Genomic DNA, 9,346 nt, shown 5'->3' with positions numbered 1-9,346 from the left:
GGCGACCTGGCCTATCTTTCCATAACGGCGCGCAAGATGCTGGACGAGGCCGGCCATAAGGACGCTAAGATTTTCGCAAGCGGCGATTTGGATGAAAATGTTATTTTGCATCTTAACGCCCAAGGCGCTTGCATTGATATGTATGGCATAGGCACCAAGCTTATCACAAGCCAGGACAACCCAAGTTTGGGGGGAGTGTATAAGATAGTTGCGACCAAACAAGGCGATAAAGTTACGCCCAAGATGAAGCTATCGGACTCCTTTGAAAAGATAACATTTCCGGGCATCAAAGAATTATACCGCATTTACAACAAGAGCAACGGTTATGCCGAAGCCGACCTCATAGCGCTGCAAGGCGAGATAATCCCCAAACCGTTGACCATTATACATCCCATAGAAAGATGGAAAACCACAACCTTTGAAGATTATGATCTAAGAAGCTTGCTTGTGGATGTTATGAAAAACGGCGAAGTGGTCTACGAGTTCCCTAAGCTTCAAGACATAGCCAAATATTGCAAACAAGAACTTAGCGCTTTTTGGCCCGAATATAAGCGCATAAGCAATCCGCATATTTATAAAGTGGACTTATCGGACGCGCTTTACGAACTCAAGCAAGAGCTAATACAAGAAATAAAATCAAAAAGGAATTATTAAAGATTTTTAATCATTTTTATATAACATAATAATGTTTTTTGTTATCAAATTTGACAAAATTATAATTAACTATATAATATAATAAGATAAAATGGAAGAAATAGATCTCAGCAAAAAAAGTCTTAGCTCGGACGAGGTAAGACAATATATTGAAAGCCTAAGACGCAATTACGAAAAAAGCCTGTCTGAACAAAAAGACAGGATTTTTGAACTGCGCGAACAAATCAAAGAACTTGAGTCCAAACTTGAAGCATATAGAAGCCGCGGCAGACAAATCAACCAAGCGCTTTTGGCGGCCGTGGCGAAGGCCGAGGAATTGGAACAAGCCGCCAAGATAAAATACGACATGGAAATCAAAGGGCTCAAGATGTTCCATGCGAAGTGGTTGTCATATTACAAAAAAATCATAGAAAAATATCCGATTGACGACGACCTTGTCAAAATCGCTAGGTTTAACAAAAAAATGTCGGACGCTTTGAATTTGATAGAAACCGAAAGCTCGCAAAAGCCTGCCCCTAAAACCAAAGAACAACAAGTCCAAGACGCTTTGCAAGCCGCCAAAGCCCAAGCCAAAAAAACTTCCCCAGACGATATAAGCCTTCAATACGAATCCGAAAAAGAGAGGTTGGCACAAACCAAAAAGGCTTGGAATCCTTTGGAAAATATCAAAAAATATTACGATTCCAAATCCGCTTTTTCTTTGGAAGAGGCGCTGCATCCCACCGAGAGCTTGGAAGAGATTTTGAAAGATTTGTTATAAATTTATTATCCCATACAATTGACAATTAAGATAATATTGTGTTAGATTATTATGTGAGTCGCTCAAAAAAGGTTTTTTAAGCTATGGTTTTTGGCCATACGCCTTTATTGGCGGAGACTGTAAGGTTTAGGAGGCAATAAATTATGTATGCGGTCGTAGATAACGGCGGACATCAATATAAGGTTAAAATAGGCGATGTTTTACGCATTGAGAAGATAAAGGCCGAACAAGGTTCTGTGATAGACCTAAAACCGATATTGGTTGTCCAAGACGACAAGGTGTTGACGGGCGCGGAAGCCGAACAAAAGATAGTAAAGGCCGAGGTTTTGGGCGTGGTTAAAGGCGAGAAGGTTACCGTTTTTAAATATAAGCCCAAGAAAAACTACCGCAAAAAGCAAGGGCACCGTCAAAAATACACTGAATTAAAAATATTAAGCATCGGTTAAAATGACCATTGTCAAGATAAAAAAACGCGGCAATTCAATCAAAAGCGTGCAGACTATGGGACATACGGGGTATGCCGCAAGCGGCGAAGACATAGTATGCGCGGCGCTCTCAAGCGTGATACAAACGGCGTTGCTAGGGCTTTTGCAAGTGGCGGGAATCAATGTCTTATATGAAAGAGACGATGAAGACGGATACTTGATGTTTGAATTGCCCGACGATATAACCGACCAACAAGCGCATGACGCCGATGTGATTTTGTCAACAATGTATATGGGAATAGCCGATCTTGTGGAAAGCTATTCGGATTATATTAAGCTGGAGGTAAAATAAAATGTTTAAAATAAATATCCAATTATTCGCCCAAAAGAAGGGCGGCGGAAGCACCAAAAACGGCCGCGACAGCGCGGCTAAGCGTTTGGGCGTAAAAGCCAACAACGGCCAATTTGTAACCGCAGGCAGTATCTTGATGCGCCAGCGCGGAACTAAGATTCATCCCGGCCGCAATGTAGGCAGGGGCGGCGATGACACATTGTTCGCGCTTATTGACGGCGTGGTCCGTTTTGAAAACTTGGACAGAAAAAGAAAAAAAGTTTCCGTTTACGCCCAATAATTACATCAAAAAAAACTATTTTTTAGCTTCTTAACTTTTTAAGAAGCTTTTTTTAATTTTATTGGCACAAGTTGATATATGTCATATAATCTAAAATAAGATGAAAATTTTGATAAATTCAAACACGATTACTATACATAATCCCGATAGTTTTGATATAAGACATATTTTAGAATGCGGGCAGGTTTTTAGATATTATATCGCGCCTAACCACGCTAGAGTATTGTCCCAAAACCATTGCGCCGATGTTGTTGAAAACAACGGCAAGATAGTTATACATTGCGACGACGCCCAATATTTTTATAATTTTTTTGATCTGGACAAAGATTATAACTACATAAAAAAAGCCGTTTCCATTAATCCGCTTATGGAAAAGGCGGTTAAATTTGGCCAAGGCATAAGGATATTAAAAAATGATTTATACGAAATTATAATAAGCTTTATTATCTCCTCAAACAATAATATAAATAGAATAAAAAAATCATTGGACTTTATTTGCAGAGAGCTGGGGCAAAACATGGGCGGTTATTACGCCTTTCCCAAATTTAAAGTTTTGGCGCAGGCGCCCGAAAGCTTTTTTCGGGCGGCGGGCTGCGGGTATAGAAGCCCGTGGCTTAAAGACATGTTAAATACGCTAAAGGATAATTTTGACGGGTTTTATCGCGAGTTAAAAAACTTAGACACCCAATCGGCGTTCAAAAAACTAAGAGCCTTTAAGGGCGTGGGCGAAAAGGTTGCCGACTGTATTTTATTGTTCGGTCTGTCAAGATACGATGTCTTTCCCGTGGATGTTTGGATACTGAGAGCTTATACAGAAAATTTTGGAGGCTATTTAATTTCCAAAAAAGCTATAAGGCAATTTTTTATAGATTTATTCGGCAAGTTTGCAGGGTATGCGCAACAGTATCTTTTTTATTATAAGAGAAGCAACAAAACTTAAGACATTTTTTTGGTAAAAATACGCAGCTTATTATATGTGTATCTTATTTTAATTGTATGTTATAATTTAAAGCATGAAAGCTTGGCAGGCGATTTTAAAGTTTTTCAAGCTCAAAATTTTCCGCTTAGGTTTTTTGTGGGCAATAATTTCGGGCGCGTTGACATCGCTTACGCTTTATTCAAAAGACTTATTCTTTTTGACATGGATTAGCGTAATTCCTCTTTGTTATTGTTTGATAAAAAACTCAAAAAGCGCTTGGAAATGTTTTGGACTAGTCTTGTTATGGGCTTTGACGTATTATTTCATTCTTTATACTTGGTTTTTATCCTTGCACCCTTTAACGATTATGGGTTTTGAATATGACCAAAGTTTGCAAGCGGTGCTGACTATTTGGTTTAGCATCAGCATCGCCCAAAGCCTTCAAATGTCTTTGGTAGGCTTGGCATACGGACTGATAAAGCCAAAAGGCATTTGGTCGCCCTTTGTTTTGGGGGCGTTATGGGTGGTTTTGGAATGGGCGCAAGGATACGGGCCTTTTGCTATGAATTGGGGCAGATTGGCTTTGTCGCAATATAATTTCGCGCCCAATATTCAGTCGGCTTCGTTATTTGGCTCGTTGTGTATTACTTTTTTATTGATATGCGTTAACGGCCTTATCGCTTTATTCTTATGGCAATTATTTAACCAAAAAATCTTTAAAAAATCATTATTAATAGCGGCGGCGTTCATTCTGGCAGCCAATATGTGCTTTGGGTATATCCGTATTGCCGTAGTCAATCATTCTGTAAAAAAAGCCGCGTCAACGCCTTTTGCCGCGGTCCAAGTTGACTTCCCCTCAAAAGAAAAATGGGAATCAACCCAAAGCGAAATCTTTGACAGCCATTATGATTTGACGCTTCAGGCTATTGAGGCGGGCGCTAAGGTAATAGTTTGGCCCGAAACCACCATTATTTCTTCGCTTCAAGATTCGGTATATTATAATAGACTAAAAGACTTGGCTGAGACCAACCAAATCAGCCTTATAGTGGGCTCGTTTCATGAAGATGAAAACGGCAATTCGTATAACTCGCTTTATTGCATTGATTTTGGGAACGAAGACTTTCAATTATATCATAAGCGCCAATTAGTGCCCTTTGGCGAATTCATACCTTATGAAGATTTTTTAATGAAATTTAAAGTCTTGCAAAAATTTAATTTGTTTGAGGACATGATGACCCCGGGCAAGGAAGCGGTGGTGTTTTCCACTTCTTACGGAAAGTTTAGCGGGCTGATTTGTTTTGACTCGCTGTTCCAAAGATTTTCTTACCAATCGGCCCAAAGCGGCGCCCAAGCGATAATTATAGCCACCAACGATTCTTGGTATATAGACACCCCGTCTATCCACCAGCATTACGGCCACGCTGTTTTAAGGGCCGTTGAAAACAATAGATTTGTCGTAAGGGCCGCCAACGCGGGCATTTCTGGGATAATCTCGTCAACAGGCCAGACAATCAAGCAATTGCCCGCCCATGAAAACGGCTATGTATTATATGATATCCCCCTAATAAACCAAAAGACGCTTTATACCATAACGGGCGACATTATAGCTTATATCGCTATTGGCGGCGCAATAGGCGCGTTTGTGTATTTTAGGTTGTTAAAAAACTTAAATAATTTCAACAAAAAAACAAAAGAAGTTATAAATCAAGAAGAAATTTAATAAATCTAAAAAAGTATAATTAGAAAAATTAAAAATTTTTAATTGTTATTTAATCGGATATTTTTTGCGCTTATGATATAATAATTAATAAAGATAATTTTATAGGAGATTCGGGTTTATGAACGCAGCTGTCTTGTTCGCGGCAAGTTTTTGGGAACAGTTTGTGGAATTATTCGCAGGCATGGGCGTTGCCGCCGGCGTTTGCATCGTGCTTGGCTTAGTGCTTTGCATAATAGAAATCTTTCAGCCCGGATTTGGCATCTTTGGGGGATTAGGCGCTCTTTTAATAATCGCAGGTTTGGTAATAAGGATGCTTCAAGGCGGCACATTATTAATGCTGTTTATTATGATCTTTTTGATCATAGTAATTTTGATGGCGGCGTTTTTGATTATGGTTAGGTCTATGAAATACGGCTGGCTGTCTCGGGCCGATTTTATCCAAACGGGCACGGCGGTTGACCCTGCGCGCTCGGATGCGACCAAAGATTTTAGCTATCTATTGGACAAAACCGGAAAAACCGTTACGCCCCTAAGACCCAGCGGCAAAGCCGTCATTGAAGGCAAAGAATACGATGTAATCGCCCAAGGCGCTTTCATACCGATGGGCATGGAAATAATAGTTATAGAAGTTGAAGGCGCGCGCATAGTGGTAAAAAAGCTAAAATAATATTTGCAAATATTTTTGGTCAAGCGCATATTTCGCTTATTTTCACAAAAGTTAAATTTAAGTTAAGTATTATTCCATTTTTTTAAAAAGGAGATATTGTTATGGAATGGTGGGCATGGGTAATTATCAGCGTTGTGGCGCTGTTTTTGGTAGTTGTCACCGGCATTTTTCCTATGGGAACATGGTTCACGGCCGCGGTCTCAGGCGCATATGTATCAATAGGCAAACTGGTGGGGATGAAATTAAGAAGGATTAAATATAAAACCATAATTGACGCCTATATAAAATCTAGAAAAGCAGGACTTGATATAAACATAGAAGATTTGGAAACCCATTATATGGCCGGCGGAAATGTCATCAGGGTGGTGGACGCGCTCATAAGCGCGCATAGCGCCAATATCAACCTTACATTTCCATCGGCGCGCGCCATAGACCTTGCGGGCAGGGATGTGTTTAACGCGGTTAAAATGAGCGTCAGTCCCAAGGTTATAGAAACGCCTATGATTTCCGCCGTAGCCAAAGACGGAATAGAAGTAAAGGTAAAAACGCGCATAACTGTAAGGACCAATATTTCAAGGCTTATAGGCGGGGCGGGAGAGGAAACTATAATCGCCCGCGTAGGCGAAGGAATAGTCACGACCGTAGGTTCGGCCAGCTCGCACAAAGATGTTTTGGAAAATCCCGACTCTATAAGCAAGACCGTTTTGGATAAAGGCTTGGACGCCGGCACGGCTTTTGAGATTTTGTCAATAGACATCGCCGATGTTGATATAGGCAGAAATATAGGCGCGCAGCTTCAAACCGACCAAGCTGAAGCCGACAAGCGCATTGCTCAAGCCAAAGCCGAAGAAAGAAGAGCCATGGCCATAGCGCTTGAACAAGAAATGCGCGCCAAGACCCAAGAAATGCGCGCCAATGTTTTGGCCGCCGAGGCCGAAGTGCCCAAGGCGTTAAGCGAAGCCTTCAGAAAGGGCAATTTGGGGGTAATGGATTATTATCATTTGCAAAATTTAATTGCCGATACCAATATGCGCAATAGCTTAGGCGGAACGGACAAAGAACCAAAGAAGAAGGAATAAAATGTCGGGCGTTATAATTCCAACAATAATATTAGTCGTAATTATCGTTTTTAGCGCTGTTGCTTCGGTCTTTTCTTATGAGTTTAGAAACCGACAAAACAATACACAATTCAACGACGGACAAAAACCCAAAGGTTTTTTAGATTGGCTTTCAGAAGAATTGAGATATAAAACTCAAACCGAAGAATATCCCCAAGAATACGAATATAAAGCTCAATCTACTAAAGATTTAGAAGAACAAAAACCCAAGCATGAATTGTCTTATGCCCAAAAGCCAAAAAAAACCCAAACACAGCATGACGATTTTGAGCGCCTTACATTTTCTCAAATAGCGCCCCCAATGGTCGTTGAATATGAAAAAGACGGTCAAGAAAGAAGCGAATTTTTGGAATTGATTGAACAAGACGAAGATATTTTAAAGAAATTAGTTTTGGGCGATACAATAATGACGCCTAAGGCCAAAAAAAGAAACTATAGAAAGATATTTTAAACAGCAGGCTTTTTAAAAAAACGCCTGCTGTTTTTTTGGTTTTTTCAAATGTTTTGTATTAAAATTTAATTGGGCTTAAAATATTGCAGATAAAAGCCGAAAATTAACAGTTTTATCTTTTTGGCTTATTTTACAACCTAAAATAAAAAATACTTGCTATAACTCATATTTATAAAAAACAAACAAGCGGGCTTTTATGCCCGCTTTTTGTTTTGAGCATATTTTTTTATGATAACAATCTTTTTTCGCCTGTAATTGATTGCAACGGCGCGATGTTTTGCGTAACTTCCAAGGTGCCCAAATACGCGCCGTCTTTGTCTCTTACAGCAAAATATCTAATCAAGACATATTTATCGCCCATCTTAATCCAAAAGTCCTCGTGGTCTTTTGAGCCGTCTTTAAAACTTTGCATAATAGCTCTTACGATATGCTGGCTTTTGGGCGGATGGCAATTAAAGACGCTTCGTCCTATAACCGCGCGCTCTCTAGGGAAGATTCTCTCTTTGCCCTCCGAAAAATACGCCACTTTGTCCTCGCTGTCAACAAATGTTATGTCAAAGGGCAAAGCGTTAAAACAAGCTATCAGCTCGTTTAGCCTAAACTTGCCGCTGGGCAAATTGATATAATCCGATTGATAATCCAGGCTCGCGCCCTCGGCTTTTGCTTCTTTGGTGTCTTTGTAGTCGGTTTTTTGGTCGGTCGCTTTATTGAAGTTTTGCAGTTGCGGGAATATTTCTTTCCAGTCTTGTTTTTCCAAAGTATCTATCATCATAGGCAATAAAATGCTTTGTTCTTTGAAAATCATATCCTTTATTCTTGCGACGCAAGAATCCAATAATCCTTTTATAGTGTTTTGGTCGGCGTTGTTGTCAATTTTAGCCAAAACATCTTTTAAGGCGTCGCGGATTTCATCGTCCACGCCCCACATAACCTTAGGCGGCGATGTAATATCGTATTTTTCAAGATAGGGGAACAAAACGATTTCTTTTTTCTGATAATGCAAATCCACGGCGCTAAGAAGTTTTTCAATAGCCGCTTTGTCAACGCTATCGGATTTTTTAATCTCTTGTATAATTTTTTCTATCTCTTTATTCTCTTTATTTATGTTTAGGATAGAATGTTCCACATAAATATCGGGCTTTTCAAACTCGTTTTGTATGGAATCTTTAAATATAGCAGAATGCACATCGCATAGCCTTTGCACCTCTTCTATTGGCAAGCCTTCGTTAATTAATTCTTGTTCGGCTTGGGCTATTTCTATAGAACTTACGTTGGCAAACTCTTTTTGGAATTTTACTTTGGCTTCTTCTAGGCTGGCTCCCTCATGCAACGATTTGATAATTTCTTTTAAAATCAGTTTTTTGTCTTTATTCATTTTTATCTCCTATTACTTCGTATCCGCTTTCGTTTAAAGCGTGGACAATTTTTGACAGAGGTATTTTTTTAAAGGCCGCGCCTTTTTTCAGAGTCATTATTCTGCCCGCGGTGTTTAGCATAGCGAGCTTTGTTATATCGCTAAAACCTAAATCGTATAAAATATGTTTTAACTTCTCGTCGTCTTTGCAAAGAGAATAAACGCTCTTATTAAGGTCTATAATTTTTTTATCCATATCGCCTCCTGATTATTTTTTAGTTAATTTTATTTTATATGCGAGCTAATTTCAAGCGCTTTTGTTACATAAAAAATAAAAAATTTTTCAATTAGCGTTATGCCCAAAAAATTTTTTGCTAAATTTTTATATTATTATATTATTAAATATGCAGCTTTTTTCAAATAAACCTTCAAAAACCAAAAATTTCAAAAAAAGAATTTCTAAATGGGTTGACAACGCCCAAATGATTTGGTATTATAACTAAGCTATCTTGAACGGTAGCATTTTTTGCACATTGACAAGGGAATAAGAAAAGGCAAGACAAGCGAAAAAAAACAGATAGTGCGAGTCTTTTGTTAAAAAGGCTAGAAGGATTGTAGAGATAACGACTCTTTTAGCTTTACGGTC

General features: G+C 39.1%; 12 protein-coding genes. 10 read left to right on the top strand and 2 right to left on the bottom strand.

All coding sequences use genetic code 11. The features are described 5' to 3' along the window. The 10 genes from GX756_04750 to GX756_04705 form a co-directional block, all read left to right on the top strand. Positions 1–654 (top strand): nicotinate phosphoribosyltransferase (locus GX756_04750; GenBank protein ID NLC17171.1); only part of this gene is annotated, 654 nt, incomplete at its 5' end. A gap of 91 nt (positions 655–745) precedes the next feature. Continuing rightward, the gene (locus tag GX756_04745) at positions 746–1,414 is read left to right on the top strand and encodes a hypothetical protein (protein NLC17170.1); all 669 of its coding nucleotides are present in this window, start codon (positions 746–748) and stop codon (positions 1,412–1,414) included. A 143-nt stretch (positions 1,415–1,557) separates the two neighbouring features. Next, entirely contained in the window at positions 1,558–1,860 is a 303-nt protein-coding gene (gene rplU, locus GX756_04740; protein ID NLC17169.1) for a 50S ribosomal protein L21, read from the top strand. Position 1,861: 1 nt separating this feature from the next. Continuing rightward, complete coding sequence (locus GX756_04735) at positions 1,862–2,191, top strand: ribosomal-processing cysteine protease Prp (protein ID NLC17168.1); 330 nt, start codon at positions 1,862–1,864, stop codon at positions 2,189–2,191. Between the two features lies 1 nt (position 2,192). Beyond that, positions 2,193–2,471, top strand: a complete 279-nt coding sequence (rpmA, locus tag GX756_04730) for a 50S ribosomal protein L27 (GenBank protein NLC17167.1) — start codon at positions 2,193–2,195, stop codon at positions 2,469–2,471. Between the two features lie 109 nt (positions 2,472–2,580). Next, a complete protein-coding gene (locus GX756_04725; protein NLC17166.1) occupies positions 2,581–3,411 on the top strand; it encodes a DNA glycosylase in 831 nt (276 codons plus the stop codon). Positions 3,412–3,484: 73 nt separating this feature from the next. After that, complete coding sequence (gene lnt / locus GX756_04720; GenBank protein ID NLC17165.1) at positions 3,485–5,110, top strand: apolipoprotein N-acyltransferase; 1,626 nt, start codon at positions 3,485–3,487, stop codon at positions 5,108–5,110. A 118-nt stretch (positions 5,111–5,228) separates the two neighbouring features. Then, entirely contained in the window at positions 5,229–5,777 is a 549-nt protein-coding gene (locus tag GX756_04715) for a hypothetical protein (protein ID NLC17164.1), read from the top strand. A 101-nt stretch (positions 5,778–5,878) separates the two neighbouring features. Next, positions 5,879–6,856, top strand: coding sequence for a flotillin-like protein FloA (gene floA / locus GX756_04710; protein NLC17163.1), 978 nt, complete (start codon positions 5,879–5,881; stop codon positions 6,854–6,856). Between the two features lies 1 nt (position 6,857). After that, complete coding sequence (locus tag GX756_04705) at positions 6,858–7,346, top strand: hypothetical protein (GenBank protein NLC17162.1); 489 nt, start codon at positions 6,858–6,860, stop codon at positions 7,344–7,346. A gap of 226 nt (positions 7,347–7,572) precedes the next feature. On the opposite strand, the gene GX756_04700 is transcribed toward GX756_04705, so the two are convergent. Next, positions 7,573–8,721, bottom strand: coding sequence for a DUF438 domain-containing protein (locus GX756_04700; GenBank protein ID NLC17161.1), 1,149 nt, complete (start codon positions 8,719–8,721; stop codon positions 7,573–7,575). Beyond that, positions 8,714–8,956 (bottom strand): DUF1858 domain-containing protein, encoded by a 243-nt coding sequence (locus GX756_04695; protein ID NLC17160.1) that lies wholly within the window; start codon positions 8,954–8,956, stop codon positions 8,714–8,716. The genes GX756_04700 and GX756_04695 overlap by 8 nt, the downstream gene beginning before the upstream one ends. Between the last annotated feature and the right edge of the window lie 390 nt (positions 8,957–9,346).

Source organism: Clostridiales bacterium (genome assembly GCA_012512255.1).
Classification (GTDB): Bacteria; Bacillota; Clostridia; order Christensenellales; family DUVY01; genus DUVY01.
The sequence above is the reverse complement of the archived record's forward strand: the minus strand, read 5'-3'. Positions and strand labels throughout refer to the sequence as shown.

Bases quoted from the DNA above. Each gene is read 5' to 3' on its own strand.
- GX756_04715 (NLC17164.1), top strand. From the start codon at position 5,229: ATGAACGCAGCTGTCTTGTTCGCGGCAAGTTTTTGGGAACAGTTTGTG.
- lnt (NLC17165.1), top strand. From the start codon at position 3,485: ATGAAAGCTTGGCAGGCGATTTTAAAGTTTTTCAAGCTCAAAATTTTC.
- rplU (NLC17169.1), top strand. From the start codon at position 1,558: ATGTATGCGGTCGTAGATAACGGCGGACATCAATATAAGGTTAAAATA.
- GX756_04745 (NLC17170.1), top strand. From the start codon at position 746: ATGGAAGAAATAGATCTCAGCAAAAAAAGTCTTAGCTCGGACGAGGTA.
- floA (NLC17163.1), top strand. From the start codon at position 5,879: ATGGAATGGTGGGCATGGGTAATTATCAGCGTTGTGGCGCTGTTTTTG.
- GX756_04705 (NLC17162.1), top strand. From the start codon at position 6,858: ATGTCGGGCGTTATAATTCCAACAATAATATTAGTCGTAATTATCGTT.
- GX756_04700 (NLC17161.1), bottom strand. From the start codon at position 8,721: ATGAATAAAGACAAAAAACTGATTTTAAAAGAAATTATCAAATCGTTG.
- rpmA (NLC17167.1), top strand. From the start codon at position 2,193: ATGTTTAAAATAAATATCCAATTATTCGCCCAAAAGAAGGGCGGCGGA.
- GX756_04735 (NLC17168.1), top strand. From the start codon at position 1,862: ATGACCATTGTCAAGATAAAAAAACGCGGCAATTCAATCAAAAGCGTG.
- GX756_04695 (NLC17160.1), bottom strand. From the start codon at position 8,956: ATGGATAAAAAAATTATAGACCTTAATAAGAGCGTTTATTCTCTTTGC.